This is a genomic window from Amycolatopsis sp. NBC_01488 (genome assembly GCF_036227105.1).
Classification (GTDB): domain Bacteria; phylum Actinomycetota; class Actinomycetes; order Mycobacteriales; family Pseudonocardiaceae; genus Amycolatopsis.
Genome location: NZ_CP109434.1, coordinates 6,970,852 through 6,994,484 on the forward strand (window position 1 = coordinate 6,970,852; position 23,633 = coordinate 6,994,484).

Sequence of the window (23,633 nt, forward strand, 5' to 3'; positions counted from 1 at the left end):
GGAGGTGCTCGTTTCGGTGAACCTGCGCCCGCACGCCAGCCTCGGCCGCGTCCTCGACGACCTGGGCGGCACGCTCCTGGACCTCGTCCTCGGGGACGCCGACCGCCCCGGCGGCATCGGCGGCGTGGCCATCCACGACCCACTCGACGAGCCGGCGCTCCCGCAGCACGCGCTGGTGCTCGGCGTCGGCCTCGCCGAGCCGGACGAGGTGGTGCGCCAGCTGCGGGCCCTGGCCCGCCACGACGCGGCCGGGCTCGTGGTGCGCGCCCCGGTCACGGTGACCGCGGCGATCACGGCCGCCGTCGAGGAGACCGGCGTCGCGCTGCTGAGCCTCGCCCGTGGCGCGTCGTGGGCCCAGCTCGCCGCGATGCTGCGGTCGCTGCTGGCCGAGGGCGACGTCGGGGACGCCGGGCCCGAGATGCTGGCCGGGCTGCCCTCGGGCGACCTGTTCGCCGTGGCCAACGCGATCGGGGCACTGATCGACGCGCCGGTCACCATCGAGGACCGCCGCTCCCGCGTGCTGGCGTTTTCGGGGCGGCAGGACGAAGCCGACCCGTCGCGTGTCGAGACGATCCTCGGGCGGCAGGTGCCCGAGCGGTTCTCCCGGATGCTGGCCGACCGCGGGGTGTTCCGCGAGCTGTACCGCAGCGACCAGCCGGTCTACGTCAACCGGCCGCCGGAAAGCCCCGACGGGTTCATGATTCCCCGCGTCGCCGTCGCGGTCCGGGCCGGCGACGAGATCCTCGGCTCGATCTGGGCCGCGGTGCGCGAGCCGCTCACGCCCGACCGGACGCAGGCGCTGCGCGACGCGGCCCGGCTGGTGGCGCTGCACCTCCTGCGCGTCCGGGCCGGGGCCGACGTCGAACGGCGGCTGCGCGCGGACCTGCTGAGCACCGCGTTGGAGGGCGGGGCGGCCGCGCGCGAGGCGCTGAGCCGGCTGGGCCTGGCCGACCAGCCGGTCGTCGTGCTGGCACTGGCGGTGCTCGAGAACGGCGCCGAGGACGCCGAAATCGCCACCGAACGCCAGCGCCTCGCCGACGGCCTGGCGATGCACCTGAGCGCGGTGCACCCGCGTTGCGCGGCGGCGCTCGTCGGCGACACCGCGTACGGGCTGGTCCCGGTGACCCGCGACGCCGACGGCGAGCGGCGCGCCCTGCGGATCGCGAAGGACTTCCTGGACCGGGTCGGCGACCGCGTCCGGGCGGTGATCGGGATCGGGCCGGTGGCGCGCAGCGCGGCCGAGCTGCCGGAGGCCCGGGCCAGCGCGGACCGGGCGTTGCGGGTGCTGCGGTCGGGCAGCGGTGCGGGGCGCCGGGTGGCGCTGCTGGCCGACGTGCACGTCGAGGCGTTGCTGCTGGAGCTGCAGGACCTGGTCGCCGCGCGCGGCGACCGGCCGACCGGCCCGGTCGCGCGCCTGCTCGACTACGACGAGCAGCACCACGCCCACCTGGTCGAGACGCTGCGAGCCTGGCTCGACGCGTTCGGCGACGTCATCGCCGCCTCGGCCGCGGTCCACGTGCACCCCAACACGTTCCGGTACCGCCTGCGCCGCCTCGCCGAAGTCGGCGGCTTCGACATGACGGACCCGGAAGCCCGCTTCGCAGCCATGCTCCAGCTCCGCGTGGTGGCCCCACCTGCCCCCTGACCCGTGCGGAACCGGGCATCACCCGTGCGCCCAGGGGCATTACGGGTGATCAGCGGGGCATCACCCGTGATTCCGGAGGTATCAGCGCGATGCCCGCTGGATCACGCGTGATGCCCGCTGGATCACGCGTGATGCCCGCTGGATCACGCGTGATGCCCGCCCGATCACGGGTGATGCCGTTTCGCGCACAAGGGCGGCGTCCGAATGTCGGAATCCGGTCGGAGAACGCCGCTCACGCCCGGGGAACCGACGCCACCCCGGCCAGCAGCTGGTCCACATCGGACTCCGTCGTGTACGGCGCGATGCCCGCCCGCACCGCACCCGTGTCGCCGAGACCGAGGTGCCGCGAGCACTCGATCGCGTAGAAGCTGCCCGCCGGCGCGTTGACGCCCAGTGCTCCCAGGTGCTCGTACACCGCCTGCGACGCGACCCCGTCGACCGAGAACAGCACCGTCGGCGTCCGGTGCCGGTCCGGCGCGCCGTACCGCGTCACGCCCGGGAGCGCGGTCAAGCCGGCGTCGAGCCGGGCCAGGAGAGCGTCTTCGTGGGCCGAAAGCGCGGTCAGGGACGCGACCAGCCGCGAACGACGCGAGCCCGGACCCGGGACGAGGCCCGCGAGGAAGTCGATCGCCGCCGTCGTCCCGGCCAGCAGCTCGTACGGCAGCGTTCCCAGCTCGAACCGCTCCGGCACGTCGTCCGTCGAGGGCAGGAGCTTGTCCGGGCGCAGGGTTTCGAGCAACGACGGCGCCGCCGCGAGAACGCCGAGGTGCGGGCCGAGGAACTTGTACGGCGAGCACGCGTAGAAGTCGGCCCCCAGCGCCGTGACGTCGACCGGGGCGTGCGGGGTCAGGTGCACGCCGTCGACGTACAGCAGCGCGCCCGCGTCGTGCACCGCCGCCGCGATCGCCGGGATGTCCGGCCGGGTCCCCAGCAGGTTCGACGCCGCGGTCACCGCCACGAGCCGGGTGCGCGGGGACAGCAGCCCGGTCACCGCCGAGGGCGCCAGCAGCCCGGTCGCCGGGTCGAAGGCCGCCCAGCGCACCGTCGCGCCCGCGGCTTCCGCGGCATGGACCCACGGCCGGATGTTCGCGTCGTGGTCGAGCCGGGTGACGACGACCTCGTCGCCCGGCACCCAGGTCTTCGCGAGCGTGCGGGAGAAGTCGTAGGTCAGCTGCGTCATGCTGCGCCCGAACACGACCCCGGCGGGGTCGGCGGCGAGCAGGTCGGCGACGGCCTGCCGCGCCTCGGTGACCACCGCGCTCGCCCGCCGCTCGGCGGCCGTGACGACGCCGCGGTTGGCGATCCCGGAGCACAGCGTGCCGGCCACCGCCGCCCCGACGACGTCGGGGACCTGCGACCCGCCCGGTCCGTCGAAGTGCGCGGCGGCGAGGTGGGGGAAGTGCCGGCGGATCGTCCGCACGTCGTAGCTCATGGTGTCAGCGTGCCAGGGTTCAGGACCTGCGGACCGGCGCGGCGGCCGTGACGGGCAGCTGTGGCGGCGCGGCCACCGGACGGCGCACCGGCGCCGGGGGCCGCAGGTGACGGCGCAGCCGCTGCGTCGGCTTTTCGACGTAGTCCCAGGACAGCCGGCCGACGACGTAGGCGGCCGGCACGGCCAGCAGGATCAGCAGCCACACCTGCCGCACGCCGGCGAGGATCAGCAGCTGCTGGATCGGGAAGCCCCAGATGTAGGTGCCGTAGCTGCCGTAGACGTGCGGCCCGCCGGCCTCGAGCCGCCGGGGCCAGTGCGTCGCGAGCGTGATCGCGCCGTAGGCCGCGCTGACCGCCAGCAGGTACCGGCTCGCCGGCGTCTGGCTCAGCGCGAGGTAGGCCGCGAAGAGGACGACCGCCGCCCACGGCCGGAGCGGAATCCGGTCGCGGTAGGCGTGCAGCACCATGCCGAGCACGAACGGCACCAGGAACGACACGGTCGACCCGATCGGGACGACCAGCAGCGAGCCGCCCGCGCCGTGGTACTCGAACGTCGCGTGCAGCACGCTGTCGGTGTAGACCATGCCGCCGAGGACGAGGGCCAGGACCCAGCGCGGGGCTCCCGCCAGCACGACCAGGCCGACGACGAGGACCAGCCCGTAGCCGAGCAGCTCCATCGGCAGCGTCCAGATCGCGCCGTTCACCGACCACGGGTACGGGTTCCCGGTGAACACGCCGGGCAGCACGTGCTGCATGTAGAACAGCACCGTCGTGCCGACCAGGTAGCGCCACGTCTGCAGGTTCGTCCAGTAGTCCGGCGACGTCGTCACCAGCGGGCCGATCACGAACACGGTCACCAGCAGCACCACGACGAGCGGGGGCATGATCCGCAGCAGGCGCCGCGCGGAGAACCGCCACCACGACGGGTCGCGCGCCCAGCTGTCCTGGATCTGGTAGCCGCTCATCGCGAAGAACGCCATCAGCGCGATGTAGCCCGGCGACATGTGCCAGGACGCGGGGAAGATCGTCAGCCGCTGCGGGTGCAGCAGGGGCATGCTGTGGTCGACGATGACGGTGATCGCGCCGATCATCCTCAGCCACGCGAAGCCGATGTTGGGGTTGGCGTGAATCTTTGACGAGATCGGCACGGTGGGCGATGTTAGCCCATCCGGTCTTCGTGCCTGGGCCGAACGGTGGAAAGGATCCGCGAGTTCGGAGGCGGAGTTCGGGGTCGGGGTCGGGGGTTTCCCGGATGGCCCCCGCGCGGGGACCCGACAGAATGCCAGGGTGATCGGCGGGGGAGTGCGGGCCAGGCTGGGGAACGCGTACGTGCTGCTGGGCGCCCAGGCGCTCGTGCTGGCGGCACTGCTCGTGTCGTACAACGGCGGCCGGTGGCGGTTCCCCGCCTACCGCGTCGACCTGGACGTCTACCGGCTCGGGTCGGCGGCGCTGCTGCACGGCGACGCGCTGTACGGCGTCCTGCCGACCACCGGCGACGGCCAGTCGCTGCTGTTCACCTACCCGCCGTTCGCGGCGATCGTCCTGGCGCCGCTGGCGGTGCTGCCGTACTGGGCCGCCTGCCTGGTCGTCACCGCCGGGACGCTCGGTCTCCTGGCGGTGGTGCTGGCCACGGTGCTCCGCGCGCTGGGTACCCGCAGTGACTGGCGCCGGGTCGGCGTGCTGCTCCTGACCGCCGAAGTCCTCGAGCCGGTGCTGCGGACGGTGTACGCGGGGCAGATCGACCTGCTGCTGCTCGCGCTCGTCGTCCTCGACGTCCTGGTCGACACCCCGCGGTGGCCCCGCGGCCTGCTGATCGGCCTCGCCGCCGCGATCAAGCTGACACCCGCGGTCTTCCTGCTGTACTTCCTGCTCCGCCGCGACACCCGAGCGGCGGTGACCGGCGCCGTCACCTTCCTGGCCGCGACGACGCTGGGCTTCCTGCTCGCCGGCGCGGACTCGGTGCGGTACTGGACCGGCGCGCTGTGGGACACCGGCCGCGTCGGCGAACCGACCTACGCCGGCGACCAGTCGCTCCTGGGACTGCTCGCCAGGGCCGGGGTGCCCGCGGACGCGCGGACCGCGTGGTGGCTGCCGCTGGTGGCCGTCGTGCTCGTGCTGACCGTGCTGGGCGTGCGGCGCGCGCTGGCCGCGGGGGAGCAGGTCGTCGCGCTCGGGCTGAACGCCGTCGGCGGGTTGCTCGTCTCGCCGATTTCCTGGACGCACCACTGGGTCTGGGCCGTCGTCGTGCTGCTCGGCTGGGCCGAGCTGGCGCGCCGCTCGCGCAGACGCGCGTTCGCGGTCGTGGCCGGGGTGGGCGCGGTGCTGTTCGTGGCCGGCCCGCAGTGGTGGTGGCCGCGCGGCGGCGAAGTCGAGCTCGACTGGTCGTTCTTCCAGCAGCTGACCGGCAACGGCTATGTCCTCTTCGGACTCGCGGTGCTGGTCACGGCGGTGCTGGTGCGGTTCCCGCGGCCGGCGGACGACCTCAGCGGCGCCGTTCCTGCCGCCGCCACAGCCAGCCCGCTCCGAGGATGAGCATCGCCGTGCCGAACCCCAGTGCGAGGCAGATCCCGGCGGTGTTCAGCGGCAGCACGTCGGTGACCGCGCGCGGCAGCGGCAGCAGCCCGGCGAGGCCGGCCACGACGTAGCACGCGCCGGCGACGAGCAGGAACCGGGCGGCGGCGCGCGAGGAGCGCGTGCAGAACACCGCGGCGGCGCCGGTCAGCAGGTGCACCAGCGTCCACGTCCCCGACACCGCGAAGACCCCGAACAGGGCCCGCGAGGTCCCTTCGCCGACCGTGACCCCCGGCATCAGCTCGAACGCGCCCAGCATCAGGAACAGCAGGCCGATCAGCATGCCCATGCCCTGCACGGGCGCGGGGCCCCGCTTCGGCACCCGGGTCTCGGGTTCGGTGGCCGTCATGGTGTCCGGATTCCCCGCGCGGGCCCGTTTAATGCACTTCTTCAGGGGTTGTTCGGCAAGCGGCCGGGTAACCGGGACGCGATCCGCCCGCCGACGAGGAGCTGACGATGACCGTGTACCGCCACACCGCGACCGCCGACGTCCCCGCCGACGAGCTGTTCGCCTTCCTGAGCCACCCGGAGAACCTGCCGCGGTACTTCCCGGAGATGAAGGTCGCCGAGCCGACGGGCGGCGACAGCGTGCACGTCGAGGCGGAGGTCGACGGCAAGCGCGTCGCGGGCGAGGCGTGGCTGCACACCGACGCGGCGAACCGCTCGCTGTCGTGGGGCGCCGAAGGCCCCGACGACTACCACGGCGAACTGCGGATCGCCGAGGACGGCCCGGCGTCGTCGGAGATCACCGTGACGCTGCACAGCTTCCGCGATGCGGGCGGCGGCGAGGTCCAGCAGGGTCTCGAGCGCACGGTGGCGGCGATGACCCACGCGGCGACCGCCGACGCCGACGTCGAAGCGGCCGAAGGTCACGGCGGCTGGACGTCCTACGACGCCGAGAAGGACTCGTCGAGCTGAGGTGGGAACGGCCCGCAGGCGTTGCCGCGGGTCCGCAGGGCGCCCGGAAAGGCTTGCGGATCGTGACGAGGTCGTCGCCCGGGCGGCTGATCGTCGCCACTTCTGATTTCCCACCATTGTGTGGCTAGTCGAGCGGGGCTTGCTCTTTTACGGTGATTGCCTCCCTTTCCCCGGCGAAGGTGATCCTCCGTGCCCGACGCAGACCAGCGCGCTGGCGTGCTGTCCAAACGCGCCCTGGTGACCGCGTCCCACGCGGTCGAGCGCGCCGCGCTCGCCGACGGGACGGGCGCCGACACCGTGGTGTTCGCGCTGTTCCAGCGGCTGCCGTACTTCGAACGCGAACGCGAGATGTACGCGCGCATCGCGCGGAAGGCGGCGGTCACCGTCGTCGGCATGGTCGACTCCCGCCGGCCCGACCTCCCGCACGGCGTCACGCCGGTGCTGCTGCGCCCCGACGAGCCGATGGCGCGCGAGTGGTCGGTCGCCGTGCTGTCGCCGACGTTCGGGGCCTCGGTCGTCGCGCAGGACCTGGCCGAGGTCGACCCGCAGGCGTCGTCGGTCGAGCGGGCGCGGCTGTTCCGCGGCCGCTGGGGCCTGCGCCGCGACGAGGCGTACGCGGAGGTCGTCCGGCTCCGCGACGCGATGGGCGAGCGCCTGCCCCCGGCGGTCCGGCGCAAGGTCGGCGAGGTGCTGGCTTCGGTGCAGGCGCCGGCGGCCGTCGACGTCGAGAGCCGGGCGGAGGCGGCGCTGCGGCACGTGGCGTCCCGGCTGGACGAGGCCCGCGCGTCGGTCCCGGCCGTCCCGGGCCCGGCGATCGACCCGGACACCGGGCTCGACACCCTGGCCGGCCTCACGCGCTGGCTCGGCGACGCGACGGACACCGTGCCGCTCGGCTTGGTGCTGGTCGCGGTCGACGACCCGGCCGCGGTCGAGCGGCGGCACGGCACCCGCGTCCGGCTGCACACGGAGCAGAACATCGCCGACCTGCTGCGCGGCGGACTGCGTCCCCTCGATCGCGCGGTCCGGCTCGGGCCGGGAGAGTTCCTGGTGGTCCAGCCGGCGGTGCCGGGCGCGGAACTGACGTCCCGCAGCCGGCACCTGGAGCGCCGGCTGGCGGCCTTGCACGCGACCTATCCGTTCGTGGACCTGCATCCCCGCACGACGACGCTGCTGACCCGCCAGCGTCCGTTGCCGCTGCAGAAGCTCCGGGCCCAGCTGCGCGAAGTCCCGGCGGTGGCGTGGTGGCCGCCGAGCCAGGGCTCGCTCCCGATCCCGCCGGAGCCGCAGCGCCTGGTGCTGCGCTCGGGAGCGGGGGCGTGGTTCCGCTGACGCCCGGGGCATCACACGTGATTCCCGGGGCATCACGCGTGATCAGAGGGGCATCACGCCGATGCCCGGCCAATCACGCGAGATGCCCCTCTGATCACGCGTGATGCCGCTCCAGTCACGAGAGATGCCCGGTTCGTCACCCACCGCAGTGTGTATAACGACCTATACTGCGTGGGACGTTTCGCTTCCGGCTCGGCGGAGGGCCGCAACCGCAGCGGCGAGGATGAAGAGTCCACAAGCGACACCGGCTGAGACCTGCACCCCCGCGGTGCAAGCCGACCGTGCAGCGGCGAGGAGCGCGTCCGCGGCCGGCCCGCGCGCCACCGCTTGCGCCTGTGCGGGGCCTGCCTCCGCGAGCCGGGCCGCCGCGTCGGGAGTGCCGGCGGGGAGCACCAGATGCCGTGCGTACACCGCCGCCGCCAGGGAACCGAACGCCGTCGTTCCCAGGCCCGCACCCAGCTCGTACCCGGTCTTCTCCACCGCCGCCGCGCCGCCCGCGCGGTCCGGCGCGGCGGCCGTCAGGAGCGTGTCCGTGCTCGACGTCAGCGCCAGCGCCATCCCGAACCCCGACCCGATCAGCGCGGCGCCCAGCCACCACGACGTCAGGCCACCCGCCGCCGGCACGGCCAGCGACCCCCCGGCGACCGCGAAGCCCGAGGTGCGGACCACCGAGTTGCCGAACCGGCCGAGCAACGCCGGCGCCGTCACGCTGCCCACCGCCGACGCCCCGAGCACCAGCAGCAGCCGGGCCGCCGCGGCCGTCGGGGACAGGCCCAGCACCACCTGCAGGTACTGCGCCAGCAGCAATCCGAGCCCGACCAGCGTGCTCATCACCAGCAGCACCCCGCCCACCGCGCCCGGCACCCCCGGCCGGCGGAACAGCGCCAGGTCCAGCAGCGGCGACGGCGAAGAACGCTGCCGGCGCACGAACAGTCCCAAGAGGACACACCCGGCCACGCCCGCGCCGAGCCCGCCCCCCGACGGCCCGGCGGCGAACGCGATCCCGAGCACGCCGCCCGCCGCGAGCACGGCGCTGAGCGCGTCCCAGTGGCCGCGTCCGGGCGGCGAGCGCGGCAGCCGGCGCAGTGCCGCGACCACCGCCGCGAGGATCACCGGCGGGTTGACCAGGAACGTCGCCCGCCAGCCCCACGCCTCGACGAGCACGCCGCCCAGCACCGGTCCGAACACCGAGCCGGTGCCCGCGATGCCGCTGCACACCGCGATCGCCGTGCGCCGACGGCGGCGGTCCGGGAACAGCTCCCGCAGCAGCGACATCGTCACCGGCATGATCATCGCGCCGCCGCAGCCGAGCACCGCGCGGGCGGCGATCAGCGCCGCGACGTTCGGCGCGAACGCGCAGCCGAGCGACGCCGCCCCGAACACGGCGTAGCCGGTGACGAGCACGCGCCGCCGCCCGAAGCGGTCGCCGAGCGTGCCGGAGGGCAGGAGCAGCGGCGCCGCCGTGAGCGGGTAGACCGCCACGATCCACACCTGCGCCGCCGCGCCCGGCCGCAGGTCCCGGACGAGGTCGGGCAGGGCGACGTGCAGCACCGTCGCGTCCACGGCCACCAGGAACAGCCCCGCGCCGAGCACGGCCAGCAGCGGCCGGCTCACAGCAGCCTCGCGAGGTGCCGCGCGACGACGTCGACGTGCGGCGGGTCGATGACGGACAGGTGGTGCGCGCGGACCGGCACGATCTCCAGGCGCGGGCAGAGGTCCGCCCACCCGGCCGCGGAGTCGCTGCGGGAGTAACGCGGTTCCATCGCCAGCCCGGCGGCGTACGGCTCGGTCGCCCGGTACAGCACCACGCGGCCGCCGTAGGGCCGTGGGGTCCCGCGTTCGGCGGCCAGCGTGTCCAAAAAGGACTGACGCTGGTGCCGCAGCACGCCGGGGCTGAGCAACCCGGCTTCGGCGACCCGTCGCATGGTGAGCTCGATCTGCTCCTCCTCGGGCAGCGGCGTCAGCTCGTCGGGCCCGAGGCGGACCGCCCGGCCGTACGTGCCTTCGACGTAGCCGGTGAACCGCAGGAACCGCCGGGCCGACGACGCGCGCGGGTCGAGGCCGGGTTCCGGCAGCGGCAGCATGGTGTCGACGAGGGCGACCAGCTCGACGTCCTCGCCCTCGTCCGCGAGCCGGGACGCGACGCCGTAGGCGAGCGCGCCGCCGAACGACCACCCGGCCAGCCGGTAGGGCCCGTGCGGCAGGCGCGCGCGGACCAGCGGGAGCAGCCGTTCGACGCGGTCTTCGATGCTGGTGCCGGGGACGCGTTCGAACCCGACGCACGGCACGCCGGCGGGGAGCCGGTCGAGCAGCGGCCGGTAGACGGTGCAGGTGCTACCGCCGGGGTGGAACAGCAGCAGCGGCGCCGCTCCGGCGTCGCCGGGGTGGAGGACGTGCACCGGGCCGCGGGCTTCGCGCGTGTCGAGGACGGCGCGCGCGACGTCGGCGATGGCGGCCAGGGAGTCGTGCCGGAGCAGGTCGGCCGCGTCGATCGGGGTGTCGAGCGCACCGGTGAGCCCGGTGGCGAGCAGGTGGGCGAGCCGGTCGTCGCCGGCGAGGCGGACGTGGGTGCCGGGTGCCTCTTCGCCGGTGTGCTCGCGCCAGAGCCGGAGGACCAGGCGGTCGGCGGCGTCCCAGGCCCGCCCGCGGCCGGGGCGCGGGGTGTCGTCGTCGCGGGGCGCGAGGTCGCGGTTCAGGTCGGCGAGGGAGGCCCCGCGCAGCACGGCGGCGGTGTCGGGTTCGGCGCCGAGTTCCCGCCGGACAGCTTCGCGGATCCGGTTCGCCATGAGCGAGTCGAGGCCGAGGTCGACGAGCGGGACGTCGGTTTCGAGACGATCGGGCGAAAGCCCCATGATCGCGGCGACGATCTCGGTGAGCCGACCGGGCCGGGTCGCGAGCGAATCCGCCTCAGTGCGGAACGCTCGCTCGGCCGGCGACCCGGCTCCGGCGGTGCGAGCGGCTTTCTGGTCGGTCCGGGCGCCGAGCGGATCCGCCTCGGCCGCGGGGACCGGCTGGCTGCGAGCCGCGAGCGTTGCTGCGGGGGCAGGTGCTAGTTCGCTGCGAGCCGCGACCGACGCTGCGGGGGCAGGTGCTAGTTCGCTGCGAGCCGCGACCGACGCTGCCGGGGAAGGTGCTGGCTCGCTGCGAGCCGCGGCCGACACTGCGGAGGCAGGTGCTGACTGGCTAAGCCCCGCGACCGTCGCCGTCGCGGAAACGTCCGTGTACCAATGGCGTTCGTGCCGCCAGGGCATCGGCGGGACGTCCGCCAGCCGGGCGCCGTCGGCCGGGGCGGTCAGCTTGATGCGGGTGCCCGCGCAGTACAGCTCCGCCGCGGCCGCTCCGAACGATCGGACCTCGTCCTGGCCGCGGCGCACCGTGCCCGTCACCACCGCGTTCGCCACCCCGGCCGCCGCGAGCGTGCGGGCGATCGAGCCGCGCAGGATCGGGTGCGGGGACACCTCGACGAACACCCGGTGCCCGTCCGCGGCCGCCGCGGTCACCGCCTGGCGGAAGCGGACCGGACGACGCAGGTGCGCCGCCCAGTAGCCCCCGTCGAAGTCCGGCAGCGAACGCGGGTCCGTCAGGACCGTGTCGTACCACGGCACCAGCGGCCGCCGGCCGCCCAGCTCCAACAGCGCGTCCCGCAGCGAGCCCAGGATCGGGTCCACCGAACCCGAGTGCCCGGCGACCGACACGGGCAGCCGGCGGGCGGTCTTTCCCGAAGCCGTGAGCGAAGCGACCAACTCGTCCAGCACGGACGCCTCCCCGGCCACCGTCAGCTGTCCCGGCGCGGAGTCGACCGCCAGTTCGACACCCGCCGGGAGGTCCGACGGCGTCAGCTCGACGGCGGCCATCGCGCCGCCCGAGCCGATGGTCCCCAGCAGCCGGGCACGGGTCGAGACCAGGTGCACGGCCTCGTCGGCCGTCAGGACCCCGCTCACCACGGCGGCGGCCGCCGACCCGAGCGAATGCCCGACGACCGCGGCCGGCCGGACGCCGAACGCCTCCCAGCGCGCCGCCAGCGCCAGCTGAACCCCGAAGATCGCCAGCTGGGTCTCGGGCAACGACGATGGTCCGGAAGCGAGCAACGCACGCAACGACCGTCCACTGTGCTCGGTGAACGGGTCGCCGAGCTTGCCGACCTGCGCCGCGAACGCCGGCGAGGCGGCCAGGAGCCCGCGGCCCATCCCGGCCCACTGCGAACCGTGCCCGGAGAACACGAACACCGGTCCTTCGCCCGGCGACGCGGTCCCCGTCGCCGCGCCCGCCGGCAGCGGATCGGCCCCTTCGGCCACCGCCCGCAGCAGCGCGGCCAGCTCGGCGGTGTCGCCGGCGACAAGTGCCGCCCGGTGCCGCTCGGCGTTGTCGCGCCGGAACAACGTGTGCGTGACGTCGGCGAGCGACCGGCCGGGCGCCGCGTCCAGCCAGTCCGCCAGCTGCGCCGCGCGCTCGGCGAGCCGGTCGCGGGTGCGGGCGGACAGCAGCCCGATCCGGACGCCGGCGCCCGGAGCAGGCAAGCCGATCGGCGCGGCCTGCTCCAGGACGACGTGCGCGTTGGTCCCGCCGAACCCGAACGCCGACACCCCGGCGACGGGCCGCCCGGAGTAGGACGGCCACGGCGTCGGCTCGGTGACGACTTTCAAGCGCAGCTCGCCGAACGGGATGTGCGGGTTCGGCGCGGCGAAGTGCAGCTGCGGCGGCAGCTCGCCGTGGGCCAGCGCGAGCACGACCTTGATCAGCCCGGCGATCCCGGCGGCCGCCTCCGCGTGCGCGATGTTCGTCTTCACCGACCCGATCAGCAGGGGTGCGTCGGCCCGGCGACCCGCGCCCAGGACCGCGCCGAGCGCGCCGGCTTCGATCGGGTCGCCGAGCAGGGTTCCCGTGCCGTGCGCCTCGACGTAGTCCACAGTGGACGGATCGAGCCCGGCGCCGCGGTAGGCGTCGCGCAGCATCGCTTGCTGGGCCGCGGGGTTCGGTGCGGCGAGGCCGTTGGACCGGCCGTCGGAGTTGACCGCCGACGACCGGATGACGGCGAGCACGCGGTCACCGTCGACCTCGGCGTCGGCCAGCCGCTTGAGCACGACCACGCCGCAGCCCTCCGCGCGGGCGATGCCGTCGGCACCGGCGGAGAACGTCTTGCACCGGCCGTCGCCGGCGAGCAGCCCCGCGGCGGCGAACGCGGCCGTCGGGCCGGGCACGAGCATCAGGTTCACCCCCGCGGCGAGGGTCAGGTCGGCCTCGCCGTCGCGCAGCGCCCGCACGGCGTGGTGCACCGCGACCAGCGAAGACGAGCACGCGGTGTCCACCGCCACGCTGGGCCCGCGCAGGTCGTAGACGTAGGACAGCCGGTTGGCCGCGATGCTGCCGGCCGCTCCGGTGGCCGTCCACAGGTCCGGTTCGGCGCCGGCCAGCGTGAGGTGGCCGTAGTCGTGCGTGGCGATCCCGGCGAACACGCCGGTGCGGCTGCCGCGCAGCGACGCCGGGGCGATCCCGGCGTGCTCGAGCGCCGCCCAGGTGACTTCGAGCAGCATCCGCTGCTGCGGGTCCATGGTCGCCGCCTCGCGCGGGGTGATGCCGAAGTGCTCGGCGTCGAACCCGGCGACGTCGTCGAGGAACCCGCCGACGACCGGGGCGGCGCCGGCGTCCCACCGTCCCGGCGGCGCGGTCCGGACGGCGTCCCGGCCGCCGCGCAGGAGGCCCCAGTACTCGTCGAGGCCGTCGGCGCCGGGAAAGCGGCAGCCGAGGCCGACGACGGCGACCGGATCGGTCCGGCGCCGATCGGTCGCGGGAACCTCCGGCTGGTCGCCGGAGGTGAGGCTGCGGACGAGGTGGTCGACGGTCGGGCTTTCCCACAGCAGCGTCGCGGGCAGCCGGGTGCCGAGCAGGTCTTCGAGGTCCGCGGCGAGGCCGACGGCCTGGCGGGAGGACAGGCCGTAGTCGGCGAGCGGGCGGTCGGGCTCGACGTCGGCGCCGGTGTGGTCGGCGACCAGCTCCAGCAGGCGGCGGCGCAGCGTGTCGGGGTTTCTCATCGCGCCAGGGCCTTTCCGTAGTCGCCGGCGAGGTAGCGGTCGCGGCAGGCGCCGCGCGCGATCTTGCCGCTCGACGTGCGCGGCACCCGCCCGGCGGGGACGAGCAGCACGTCCCGCAGCGAGAGCCCGTGCGCGTCGGAGACCAGCCGCCGGACCGCGCTGACGAGCGCGCGTTCCGCCTCTTCGGTCAAGGTGTCGTGCGCACGGTGCTCGGCGACCACGACGACGGACTCGGTCTCGGTGCCTTCGACGGCGAAGGCGGCGACGCTGCCAGGGCGGATCTCGGGGTCGGCCGACGCGGCGGTGGCCTCGACGTCCTGCGGGTAGTGGTTGCGGCCGTCGACGATGACGAGGTCCTTGATCCGGCCCGCGATGTACAGTTCGCCGCCGTGCCGGACGCCGAGGTCGCCGGTGCGCAGCCACGGGCCGTCGGGCAGCCCGGCGTGGTCGCCGGCCAGGCGGGCGCCGAAGGTTTCCGTGCTCTCCAGGGGTTTCTCCCAGTACCCGGCGCCGACGTTCGGCCCGTGCACCCAGATCTCGCCGACCTCGCCGTCCGCGAGCACGACGGCGGTGTGCGGGTCGACGAGCGCGACCCGCTGGCCGGCCGGGACCCCGCAGGCGACGAGCCGGACGCCGGTGCCGGCCGGGCGCCCGGTGCCGGTGGCGAGGGCGTCCCGGTCGAACGTCGTGACGCTGGGGGCCGCGGCCGGGCCGGTGGTCACGAAGACGGTCGCTTCCGCCAGGCCGTAGGCGGGGCGCGTCTTCTCGGGCCGGTACCCGGCGGCGGCGAACGCGGTGTGGAAGCGGTCGAGGACGTCCGGGTTGATCGGCTCGGCGCCGTTGATGATCCCCGCGACGCGGTCCAGGCGCAGGCGATCGGGCTCGCGCACCCGGCTCGCGCAGTAGTGGAACGCGAAGTTCGGCGCGGCGCTCCACGCGCCCGCGTGGTCGCCGAGCAGTTCGAGCCAGCGGACCGGGCGCTCGATGAACGCGAGCGGGTCCATCAGCACCGACCGCAGGCCGAGCGCGAGGGGTGTGATCAGGCCGAGGACGAGCCCCATGTCGTGGAACAGCGGCAGCCAGGAGACCGTCGTGGCCGTCGCCGGGTCGAGGCCGAGGCCGTGCACCGCCTGCGTCACGTTGGCGAGCACGTTCGCGTGCGTGAGCACCACCCCGGCCGGGCTGCGAGTCGAGCCGGACGTGTACTGCAGGTAGGCGATGTCGTCCGGGGACGCTTCGGGCGCCGGCCACGAGCGGACCGGGCCCGGGCGGTCGGCCGCGACGACCGGGACACCGCTGTCGAGGAAGTCCTCGACCGCGGCCTGGGCGGCGGTGGTCGTCACGACGGCCGTGGGCGCGCAGTCGTCGAGCACCGCGGTCAGCCGGCCCGCGTGACCGGGCAGGCCCGGGTCGAACAGCGGCACCGCGATCGCGCCCGCGGCGATCGCGCCGAGGAACCCGGCGACGTAGTCCGCGCCCTGCGGGCAGAGCACGGCCACGCGGTCGCCCGGGCGGACCGGGAGCGCGGCCGCGACGGCGTCGGCGCGCTCGGCGAGCCGCCGCCAGGTCAGGCCGCGCCGCCGCCCGTCGCGGTCGACGGAGAAGTCGGCGAAGGTCACGGCGGGCTCGTCGGGGGTCGTCGCCGCCCAGTGGCGCAGGCAGGCGGTCAGGGTGGCGCCGCCGAGGTGCTGCAGGGACATCGTGTTCTCCTTGCGGTTGGACGGCTCAGCGGGTTCAGCGGCCGAGCAGCGGGCTCGCGTGCTGCCACGCGGCGACGGCCAGGGTGTCGAGGTCGAGACCGGTCGCTCCGGCGTCGCGGAGCACGAGCAGGACGTCGTCGGCGGCGATGGCGACGGTGCGCAGGCGCAGCCCGGTGGACTGGCCCGGCAGGCTCAGGAGTTGCCGGTAGGACAGGGTTTCCGCGCCGGGGACCGCGGGCGGGGTGGCGAGGGTGAGGGTCGAGACCGTCGGGAGGTCCCCGTCGTCGACGGTGACCTGGGCGCAGCGGCGGGCCTGCGCGGTCCAGGCGGTGAGGTCGGTGGGGGCCCGGGCGACGAGTTCGGACAGCTGGCCGCCGGGGACCGCCGTCTGGAAGCCCTGGCCGTCCACCGGACCGCCGTCGAGCAGCCTGCCGTGGACCACGGCGGTGCAGCCGCCGTCTCTGTCCTGAGTGGACGGTGCGGTGGTGACGGCGAACTCGTCACGGGCCGTTCCGGCCACCGCCGCGGCGGGCAGGAGCGCGGCAGGGGGCACCGGTTTTCCGGGGGAGCCGGAAATGTTCGTCACCGCGACCGCGGCGACCAGGAGAGCCGCGGCGCGGAGCGGGGGAAAGCGAATTCGGGCAGCCATGGACAACCCTTTCGGAAGTGTTCTCGAGAGGACGTGGTCGCCGCGTTGAGACCCTTCACCGAGGAGGCGTCGGAGGACCGCCGAGCCCGGCGGCAGGGGAAGGCTACGACAGGAAATCGGTTACCGTAAGGGCCTCAAGATCGCGTAAACGTTGGGTGTGCACACGGCGTGACCTGGGAAAGTGCAGGTTACTCGCCAGTCAACTCCGAGGTTGTGGCACGGCCGTCCGACTTTGGTCACCCTGGGTGTTCGCCGACTCACCCCCGCGGGGGAGTTTGTTTGCTCGCCATTCACATTGTCCGAGACTGGACAATTGCGTTTTCGGCGCCGGTTCTCTAACTTGGCCACACGCCCGAAGACATTTCCGGGTGATCGCCGTCACTTTTCCGGAAGGGAAGACGTATGCGCATATCCGCGAGGTGGCTGCGGGTCGCCGCGGTACTGGCCGCCGTGGCGGGCACGCTGCCCGGCGTGCCCGCCCGGGCCGCGACGGGCGTGCCGGACGCCCGCAGCGACGACGGCTCGCACGTCGTCGCGGAGTCCACTGTGGACGGTGACGCCCGCGTGCTCGACCTGACCGTGCGCTCGACCGGCGTCGGCGCCTACGCGATGGTCCGGCTGATCCTGCCGCGGGACTGGGCCGCCGAGCCGGACCGGAAGTGGCCGGCGGTGTACCTGCTCGCGGGGGAGACCCGGCTGCAGGACTACCGCGGCTGGAGCGCCAACACCGACGTCCGGCGCCTCGCCGACGACGCCGACGTCCTCGTCGTCATGCCGGGTTCCGGCCCGGCGGGGTTCTTCACGGACTGGTGGAACTACGGCAAGGACCTCGCGCTCAACCAGTGGGAGACGTTCACCGCCGCCGAGCTGCCGCAGCTGGTCGACCGCGGCTACCGCGGGGACGGCCGGCGCGCCGCCGCCGGGCTGTCGCTGGGCGGCTACGGCGCGATCGAGCTCGCCGCGCGCCGGCCGGGCGTCTTCCGCTACGCCGCGTCGTACAGCGGGAACCTCAACCCGGCCGGGCCGGCGGGCGAGCTGCTGACCGACGCGATCGTCGCGTCGGCCCACCTCGACCCCGAAGCACTCTGGGGTGACCGCCGCCGGGAGCCGGCGCGGTGGGAGGCGCACGACCCGGTGGTGAACGCGGACCGCCTGCGCGGCACCGAGCTGTACCTGTCGGCGGGCAACGGCCTGCCGGGGCCGCTCGACGCGAAGCTCCCGGTCGACGTGCTGCCCGGGGCGATGCTGCTGGAGTTCCTGTGCGGCGGCCAGACGACGGCGATGGCCGACCGGCTGCACGCGCTCGGTGTCCCGGTGACCGCCGAGCTCTACGGACCGGGCACCCACCAGTGGGCGTACTGGCAGGAGCAGCTGCACAAGACGTGGCCGCGGATGCTGCGGGTGGTGACGTCGTGACGCCGTCCTATGTGGTCACCGGCGCGTCGAGCGGGATCGGCCGGGCGTGCGTGGCGGAGCTGGTCCGCCGCGGCGCGCACGTGTGGGCGAGCGTCCGGACGGACGGCGACGAGAAGGAGCTGGACCGCGCCTACGGCGACGCGGTGAGCGTGCTGCGGATGGACCTGCGTGACGTCGACTCGATCGCCGAGTGCGGTGCGCGGGTCGCGGCCGCGGGACCCGTGCGCGGCCTGGTGAACAACGCCGGTCTCGCGCGGCCGGGCCCGCTCGAATACGTGCCGCTCACGGCGTTTCGCGAGCAGCTCGACGTGAACGTGACGGGTCAGCTGGCGGTGACCCGTGCGATGCTGCCGGCCCTGCGCGTCTCGCCGATCGCGCGGGTGGTGACGGTGGGCTCGATCGGCGGCCGCATCGCGGGGCCGATGGTCGGGCCTTACCACACGGCGAAGTTCGCCCTGGTGGGCTTGACCGACAGCCTGCGCGCGGAGCTGGCCCCGGAGGGCATCGACGTCATCCTGGTGGAGCCGGGCGCGGTGGCGACGGCGATCTGGTCCCGGGCCCGCGAAGCGGCGGAGGAGGTACGCGCGACGCTGCCGGCGGCGGGGCTCGAGCGGTACGGGGCGCAGCTGGCGGAGGCGGAGCGGAGTGCGTTGCGGTCATCGAGGACGGGAGTGCCTCCGCGCCGCGCGGCCCAGGTGGTGGTGCGCGCGCTGACGGCTCGGCGCCCCGCGCCGAGGTACCTGGTGGGTGGCGACGCCCGCGTGGCGGCGGTGCTGGCGAGCTTGCCGTTTCGCTTGCGGTACCGGCTGACGGCGGCGAAGCGATGACCGCGGGTTCTCGGCCGGGTGGGGTGGCGCTCGGTCTTCGGCACCTGGCTTCGCGATGAGCCGCCTGGTCGTCGTCATCGCGCCGGGATCGCGGGGTGATGTCCAGCCCTGCGTCGCCCTCGGACGCGGACTCGCGGCCGGTGGTGACCGGGTCCGCGTGCTCGCCGCATCGGCGTTCGAGGCGCTGGTGACCTCGAACGGACTCGGCTTCGCGCCCCTCTCCGCCGATCCGGGCGAGGTGCTCGATTCCGAAGCCGGGCGAGCGTGGACCGCCGGCCGCAACCCGATCACCTTCGTGACCGGCCTCCGCAAAGCCGTGACGCCGGTCCTCGAACGCCTGCTCGCCGACGTGCACACCGGTGCGCGGGGCGCCGACCTCGTGCTCGCCCCGACCCTCGGTTTCCTGGGCTCCCACCTCGACGTCCCCAACGTCGAACTGCACTACCAGCCCAGCATCCCGACGCGCGCCTTCCCGCATCCGCTGCTCCCGTGGGCGGGGAAGCTGGGACCGTGGGGCCGTCAGCTGAGCTTCAAAGCCGTCGACGAACTGGCCTGGCAGCTCCTGCGCCCGGAAATCGACCGCTGGCGGGCGGACACCCTCGGTCGCCCCGGGAAACGGCCGCGGCGCGATTCCCCGGTCCTGTGCGGGTTTTCCGACGCCGTCGTGCCCCGGCCGCCCGACTGGCCCGCCCGCGTCCACGTCACCGGCTACTGGTTCCTCGACGCCGGCCCCGGCTGGCGCCCGGACCCGCGGCTGCGCGACTTCCTCGCCGCGGGGCCGCCACCGGTGTACGTCGGCTTCGGCAGCATGCGGACGAGCGACGAGACTCTCGCCGTCGTGCGCGGCGCCCTGAAGAAGGCCGGGTTGCGCGGCCTGCTCGGCACCGGCACCGACCTCGCCGACGACGACGTGCTGGCCGTCGCGGACGTCCCGCACGACTGGCTGTTCCCGCGCACTGCGGCGGTCGTGCACCACGGCGGCGCGGGAACCACGGCGGCCGGGCTGCGCGCCGGGGTGCCGACGCTCGTCTGCCCGGTGTTCTCCGACCAGCCCTACTGGGGCGACCGCGTGTTCCGCCTCGGCGCGGGACCCCGGCCGCTCGGCGACCTGACCGGGCTGACGGCGAAACTGGAAGAGCTGACCGGCAACCCGCTGTACCGGCGCGGCGCGCAGTACGTCGGAGCCCGGCTGCGCCGGGAGAACGGCGTCGCCCACGCGTGTTCGGTGCTGGCCTGAGTGCGATCATGGGCAGCGTGAAGCCCCGCCGTTGGATCCCGAGACCGTCGCGCCGCCGCTGGGGCGGTACAGCCATCTGGCCGAGGTTCCTGCCGGACACCGGCTCGTCTTCCTCGCCGGACAGCTCGGGGTGGCACCCGACGGCACGCTCGCGACGGGTGCCGAAGCGCAGGGACGGCAGATCTTCGCCAACCTCGAGGCGCTCCTCACCGCCGAGGGCGCGGGTCCGGAGCACCTCGTCAAGCTGGTGACGCTACTGGCGAGCACCGAGCACCTCGCCGGGTACCGCGCCGCGCAGGCCGAAGCGTTCGCGAAGTGGTTCCCGGACGGCGACTTCCCGGCCCAGACGCTCGCGGTCGTGGCGGCGCTCGCGGGGCCGGACTACACGGTGGAAGTCGAAGCGATCGCCGCGGTGCCTGCCTAGGCGAAGAGCGCCAGTGCCAGGCCGCCGCCGACGATCAGCACGCACGCCGCGATCGTCGTGCGGCGGTAGTGCAGGATCAAGGCCGCGAATTCGCGCAGCAGCGCGCTCGGCAGGAAGTACCGCGCGGTCGGCGCGCCCGTCGCGTCGAACGGCAGGCCAAGGCGGCGGCACTCCACCGCCGTGCGGAAGACGTGGTAGTCGCTCGTCACCGCCAGCACCCGGTGCGGCCGCACGCCGCCCGGCAGCAGTTCCGCCGAGAACTCGAGGTTCTCCTCGGTCGTCGTCGCGCGGTCCTCGCGGCGGATCCGGTCGGCCGGGATGCCGTGTGCGCGCAGGTACTCGTGCATCGCCGCGGCTTCGGTCATCGTCTCGCCGGGGCCCTGGCCGCCCGACACCACCAGCAGCGGGGGAGCCGGTTCGCGTTCGTACAGCCGGATCGCGCGATCGAGGCGGGCGGCCAGCAGCGGCGTGACACGCTCACCGGCCAGGCCGCAGCCGAGCACGATGACGGCGTCGATGCCCGTGTGGCGCGCGAGCCTGCCGTAGAGGATCGAATAGCCGAGCAGGGACGCGAACAGGAACCCGAAGTAGCACGCGAGCACCGCGGCCGTCGCCACCAGCGCCGAGCCCCACCGGCCGAGCGGCGCGAAGAACAGCCCGTCGAGCGTCAGCATGCCGACGCCGAGCACGAAGGACAGCAAGTTCGCGAGACTCCGGCCTTCGCGCCGCACCATCCGGACGCCGTTGACGATCAGCGCGGCCGGCAGCACCACCGCGACGAGCAGCGCGACGACCGCCACCAGCACGCCCAGCACCGGGGCGAGCCACTCCAGGTGCAGAGCCGCGCGCAGCAGCCACAACCCGGTCAGCAGCAGCGCCACGCCGAGCCAGACGGCATTGCCGAGGCGACGCGGTTCGCGGGCCAGCCGCACCGCGAACACCAGCAGCGCCACCGCGGCGCAGCCGGGCAGCACGACGTCGGTGACGCTCACCCGGCCTCCCCACCTCCCGCGAAGAGGCCAACGTAGAGCACGCGGACCCGGCGCGCGCCCACCGGGGCGCGGTGACGCGCAGGCCGGCGGCCGGACCCCACCGTGCGGGCGTTTCCGGATCGGGTCAAGTCCTCGGATGGGCGGTTCGACCGGCCGGAAAACGGGTGGCCGCACGCGGTTCTGGCATGGTGGAAGGGTGAGACCGGCTTTCGTGCTGCACGAGCACTGGCGCCCGCGGCACCACTTCGACCTCCGGCTGGAGGAGAACGGCGTGCTGCGCTCGTGGGCGGTGCCGCGCGGCCTGCCGCCGGACTCCGCGGGCAACCGGCTCGCGGTCGCGGTGCCCGATCACGCGCTCGACCACCTCGCGTACGAGGACGACACGAAGAAGGTCGCCGACACCGGCTGGTGGGAGGAGCACGACCGGACGGACAAGCGGATCCTGTTCACCCTGCACGGCCGGACGGAGTCGGTCCGGTACGCGCTGATCCGCACCGATCGCGACTGGCTCCTGCACCGGACGCGTGAGCAGCCCGGCTAGACCGTCGGGAGCGTCGGCCGCTGTCCGCGCATCGCGCGGTGTGCCCAGCGGCCGAGCACGGCGAGCAGCGCGATCTCCAGCACCATCATCAGGCGCTCGACCAGGCCGGTCGCGACGGTCGGGAGATGGCCGCCGAGGACGACGTTCACCGCGAACGGCACGATGAACGGCAGGTAGAACGGGATCGCGGCCAGCGCCAGCCGCCGCGACCAGGTGGCGAAACGGCGCCAGCGGGGGTCGTCGCGGTGACGGCGGCCCAGCGCCCAGCCGACGATCGGCAGGCTCAGGCACGTCACGGCCGAGGCGTAGAGGTGGATCTTGCCGGTGGCGGTGATGGCGCCGCCCTGCGGGTCCTTGGCGAAGACGGCGACCGCGAGCAGGCTGACGCACCACAGCGCCTTCGCCGCCACCAGCGCCGGGTTGGCCAGCAGGCCCCGGCGGTAGAGCGCGACCAGCAGCAGCGCCGAGCCGGTGCTGGTGAGCAGCAGCGCGGCGTCCCACATCCAGCGGCCCGGGCTCAGCGCGTAGTCGCTGAGCATCGAGCTGACCGGATCGAGCGGCGCGAGCCGCCGGTCGAGGTGCAGCACGACGAGCAGCGCCATCGCGGTGGCGAGCGTGGCCAGCGCGCCGGGCACGAGCAGCCGGGCGCGGAGGGAGGGACGGACGGGTGCGGGCGACAGCATGTAGAGGGACACTCCCGGACGGCTCGGCTGGTTCAGGCGCAAGCCGGGGACGCTACCCGTGACCGTTTCGTGACCATCGCGGGACACGTCCGAGATGTGACGCGGCACACGTACAGATGTCGGTGATGGGGCGGTGGCGGTGATCGCTGGTGCTCCGCGGCGGCCTCTGGCCCGGCCTGGTGAGTCGGCTGGCGGCGCCGTTGGCTCCGCGCCCGCGGTCCGGCCGCGCTCGTGGTCGGCCTCGTGCCCGGTGGCCTGCTTCGCCGCCGCCGGCTTTCGCCTCGCAGGGCCCCGCGCAGCCGCTCGGTCCGGGTCGCGGGCGTCGCTTCCCGGGAAAGCGACCGCTCAGTGCTCGCCGTCCTGGGGGATCTCCGCGGAGTCCGTGAGCCGCAGCTTACGGCGCGCTCGCTGGTAGAACGTCGTCATCCCCAGCCGCACCACCCGCGCCGCGCTCGGGCGGGCGCGCAGGTCCAGGCAGTCGCCCGGCGACACGTAGCCCGCCACCTGGCCGTCGACCTCCACCGCCAGCCTGCCGCTGGTCGGCAGCAGCTCCAGCGTCACGTCGTCGTGCACCGACAGCACCACGCCCCGGCTGTACGCGGAGTGCGGCGCCGCGGGCGTCACCAGCAGTGCCTCCACCGCCGGGCTGGTGATCGGGCCGCCCGCCGAGAAGCTGTACGCCGTCGAGCCGGTCGGGGTGGCGACGACCACCGCGTCCGCCGAATAGCTCACGAACGGCTGGCCGCCGACGCGGACCGCGACCACCGCGCTGCCCTCACCCGGGACGCGGACCACGGCGATGTCGTTGAACGCCGTGATCTTCCGCCCCTCCAGCACGGCGTCCACGGCCAGCCGCGGCTCCACCGTGAACTGGTGGTCGTCGATGGCCGAGAGGGCGTCCGGCAGGTCGGGGACGTCGACCTCGGCCAGGAAGCCCAGCTTGCCGAGGTTGACCCCGAGCACCGGCGCGCGCTGCCCGTCGGCCAGCCGCATGGCCCGCAGCATGGTGCCGTCCCCGCCGAGGCTGACCACCAGGTCGGACCGGCGGCCGAGCTCCTCGGGCGTCACCCCGATCGCCGCGCAGTTCAGGCGGACGATCTCGTCGGCGATGCCGAGGATCTCGATGTTCCGGTTGCCGGCCCAGCCGAGCACGGCTTCGACGGCGGCCGCCGAGTCGCGGCGGGGGTGCAGCACGAGTCCCGCGGAGTGCATGTCAGCGGCCCCGGGCGGGCAGAGTACCG

At 74.5% G+C, this 23,633-nt stretch carries 19 protein-coding genes; 9 read left to right on the forward strand and 10 right to left on the reverse strand.

Annotation, left to right across the window (positions count from 1 at the left end; all coding sequences use genetic code 11):
• The first annotated feature begins 4 nt into the window (after positions 1-4).
• Positions 5-1,645 carry a PucR family transcriptional regulator gene (locus OG738_RS33140; protein ID WP_329046972.1) on the forward strand — a complete coding sequence of 547 codons (1,641 nt, stop codon included), beginning with the start codon at positions 5-7 and terminating at the stop codon, positions 1,643-1,645.
• 232 nt (positions 1,646-1,877) lie between these two features.
• Here OG738_RS33140 and OG738_RS33145 read toward each other — a convergent pair whose 3' ends face one another.
• Both OG738_RS33145 and OG738_RS33150 read right to left on the reverse strand, forming a co-directional pair.
• On the reverse strand, positions 1,878-3,077 hold the full coding sequence (locus tag OG738_RS33145; protein ID WP_329046974.1) for a cysteine desulfurase-like protein: 1,200 nt from the start codon (positions 3,075-3,077) through the stop codon (positions 1,878-1,880).
• Between the two features lie 19 nt (positions 3,078-3,096).
• Entirely contained in the window at positions 3,097-4,224 is a 1,128-nt protein-coding gene (locus OG738_RS33150) for an acyltransferase family protein (RefSeq protein ID WP_329046976.1), read from the reverse strand.
• A 139-nt stretch (positions 4,225-4,363) separates the two neighbouring features.
• On the opposite strand from OG738_RS33150, the gene OG738_RS33155 reads away from it, so the two are divergent.
• Entirely contained in the window at positions 4,364-5,608 is a 1,245-nt protein-coding gene (locus tag OG738_RS33155; protein ID WP_329046978.1) for a glycosyltransferase 87 family protein, read from the forward strand.
• Here OG738_RS33155 and OG738_RS33160 read toward each other — a convergent pair.
• Positions 5,559-5,996, reverse strand: coding sequence for a DUF4383 domain-containing protein (locus OG738_RS33160; protein WP_329046980.1), 438 nt, complete (start codon positions 5,994-5,996; stop codon positions 5,559-5,561). The genes OG738_RS33155 and OG738_RS33160 overlap by 50 nt on opposite strands.
• A 107-nt stretch (positions 5,997-6,103) precedes the next feature.
• On the opposite strand from OG738_RS33160, the gene OG738_RS33165 reads away from it, so the two are divergent.
• Positions 6,104-6,565, forward strand: a complete 462-nt coding sequence (locus OG738_RS33165; RefSeq protein ID WP_329046982.1) for an SRPBCC family protein — start codon at positions 6,104-6,106, stop codon at positions 6,563-6,565.
• Between the two features lie 189 nt (positions 6,566-6,754).
• On the forward strand, positions 6,755-7,894 hold the full coding sequence (locus OG738_RS33170; RefSeq protein ID WP_329046984.1) for a DICT sensory domain-containing protein: 1,140 nt from the start codon (positions 6,755-6,757) through the stop codon (positions 7,892-7,894).
• Positions 7,895-8,056: 162 nt separating this feature from the next.
• Here OG738_RS33170 and OG738_RS33175 read toward each other — a convergent pair whose 3' ends face one another.
• The 4 genes from OG738_RS33175 to OG738_RS33190 are packed head-to-tail and all read right to left on the reverse strand — an operon-like array spanning position 8,057 to position 16,272.
• Positions 8,057-9,508: an MFS transporter gene (locus tag OG738_RS33175; RefSeq protein WP_329046986.1), complete on the reverse strand. Its 1,452-nt coding sequence runs from the start codon at positions 9,506-9,508 to the stop codon at positions 8,057-8,059.
• Positions 9,505-13,923: a type I polyketide synthase gene (locus tag OG738_RS33180; RefSeq protein ID WP_329046988.1), complete on the reverse strand. Its 4,419-nt coding sequence runs from the start codon at positions 13,921-13,923 to the stop codon at positions 9,505-9,507. The genes OG738_RS33175 and OG738_RS33180 overlap by 4 nt, the downstream gene beginning before the upstream one ends.
• Positions 13,920-15,623 (reverse strand): fatty acyl-AMP ligase, encoded by a 1,704-nt coding sequence (locus OG738_RS33185; RefSeq protein WP_329046990.1) that lies wholly within the window; start codon positions 15,621-15,623, stop codon positions 13,920-13,922. Before OG738_RS33185 ends, OG738_RS33180 begins: the two co-directional genes overlap by 4 nt.
• 34 nt (positions 15,624-15,657) lie before the next feature.
• Positions 15,658-16,272, reverse strand: coding sequence for a hypothetical protein (locus tag OG738_RS33190; RefSeq protein ID WP_329046992.1), 615 nt, complete (start codon positions 16,270-16,272; stop codon positions 15,658-15,660).
• A 402-nt stretch (positions 16,273-16,674) separates the two neighbouring features.
• Between OG738_RS33190 and OG738_RS33195 the strand changes: the two genes are divergently transcribed.
• From OG738_RS33195 to OG738_RS33210, 4 genes are read left to right on the forward strand one after another with little or no spacing between them, the layout of a single operon-like run.
• Positions 16,675-17,688, forward strand: a complete 1,014-nt coding sequence (locus OG738_RS33195; RefSeq protein ID WP_329046994.1) for an alpha/beta hydrolase — start codon at positions 16,675-16,677, stop codon at positions 17,686-17,688.
• Complete coding sequence (locus OG738_RS33200) at positions 17,655-18,515, forward strand: SDR family NAD(P)-dependent oxidoreductase (protein WP_329046996.1); 861 nt, start codon at positions 17,655-17,657, stop codon at positions 18,513-18,515. Before OG738_RS33195 ends, OG738_RS33200 begins: the two co-directional genes overlap by 34 nt.
• Positions 18,516-18,570: 55 nt before the next feature.
• Complete coding sequence (locus OG738_RS33205; RefSeq protein ID WP_329046998.1) at positions 18,571-19,752, forward strand: glycosyltransferase; 1,182 nt, start codon at positions 18,571-18,573, stop codon at positions 19,750-19,752.
• A 31-nt stretch (positions 19,753-19,783) separates the two neighbouring features.
• Entirely contained in the window at positions 19,784-20,176 is a 393-nt protein-coding gene (locus tag OG738_RS33210) for a RidA family protein (RefSeq protein ID WP_329047000.1), read from the forward strand.
• On the opposite strand, the gene OG738_RS33215 is transcribed toward OG738_RS33210, so the two are convergent.
• Positions 20,173-21,168 (reverse strand): YdcF family protein, encoded by a 996-nt coding sequence (locus OG738_RS33215; protein ID WP_329047002.1) that lies wholly within the window; start codon positions 21,166-21,168, stop codon positions 20,173-20,175. The two genes, OG738_RS33210 and OG738_RS33215, sit on opposite strands and share 4 nt — an antisense overlap.
• Positions 21,169-21,364: 196 nt before the next feature.
• Between OG738_RS33215 and OG738_RS33220 the strand changes: the two genes are divergently transcribed.
• Positions 21,365-21,709: a DNA polymerase ligase N-terminal domain-containing protein gene (locus tag OG738_RS33220; RefSeq protein WP_329047004.1), complete on the forward strand. Its 345-nt coding sequence runs from the start codon at positions 21,365-21,367 to the stop codon at positions 21,707-21,709.
• Here the strand turns inward: OG738_RS33220 and OG738_RS33225 are convergent.
• Together OG738_RS33225 and OG738_RS33230 are read right to left on the reverse strand one after the other, a co-directional pair.
• Positions 21,706-22,434, reverse strand: a complete 729-nt coding sequence (locus OG738_RS33225; protein WP_329047006.1) for a DUF998 domain-containing protein — start codon at positions 22,432-22,434, stop codon at positions 21,706-21,708. The genes OG738_RS33220 and OG738_RS33225 overlap by 4 nt on opposite strands.
• A gap of 303 nt (positions 22,435-22,737) precedes the next feature.
• A complete protein-coding gene (locus OG738_RS33230) occupies positions 22,738-23,604 on the reverse strand; it encodes an NAD(+)/NADH kinase (RefSeq protein ID WP_329047008.1) in 867 nt (288 codons plus the stop codon).
• Positions 23,605-23,633 lie beyond the last annotated feature (29 nt).